The organism is Saccharothrix sp. ST-888, from assembly GCF_000955975.1.
GTDB lineage: Bacteria > Actinomycetota > Actinomycetes > Streptomycetales > Streptomycetaceae > Kitasatospora.
This window is the reverse complement of the sequence record NZ_JYJF01000881.1, coordinates 1-315: the sequence shown is the minus strand read 5'-3', so window position 1 is coordinate 315 and position 315 is coordinate 1. Positions and strand designations below refer to the sequence as shown.

1 pseudogene is annotated in these 315 nt (G+C 73.0%); it reads right to left on the bottom strand.

The annotated features are described in order from the left end of the window. A pseudogene (locus UK12_RS45455) lies at positions 1-257 on the bottom strand (allantoate amidohydrolase); the annotation flags it as partial. Positions 258-315: the final 58 nt, after the last annotated feature.

Sequence of the window (315 nt, the reverse complement as noted above, 5' to 3'; positions counted from 1 at the left end):
GGGGAGTGCGAGACTCCGCTCGGGTTCCGCACGAACAGCATGGCGGTCGGGATCGCCGATGCCAGGATTCCGGCGTCGTGTCCCGCCCCGGTGGGCAGGCCGGGCACGACGTCCAGCACCTTCGCGACCCGGTCGCGCAGCGGACCGTCCAAGTCGACGACAGGCGTGTACGACTCGCGGGTCAGCACGACCCGGACGCCGTGGCGCCCGCCGCGCTCGACCGCCGCCTGCTGGATCCCCTGTACCAGCCGGTCCACCGTGCGCGCGTCGTCGCCTCGGGAGTTAAGCTAGACCCGCCCACGCGAGGCGTGGTGG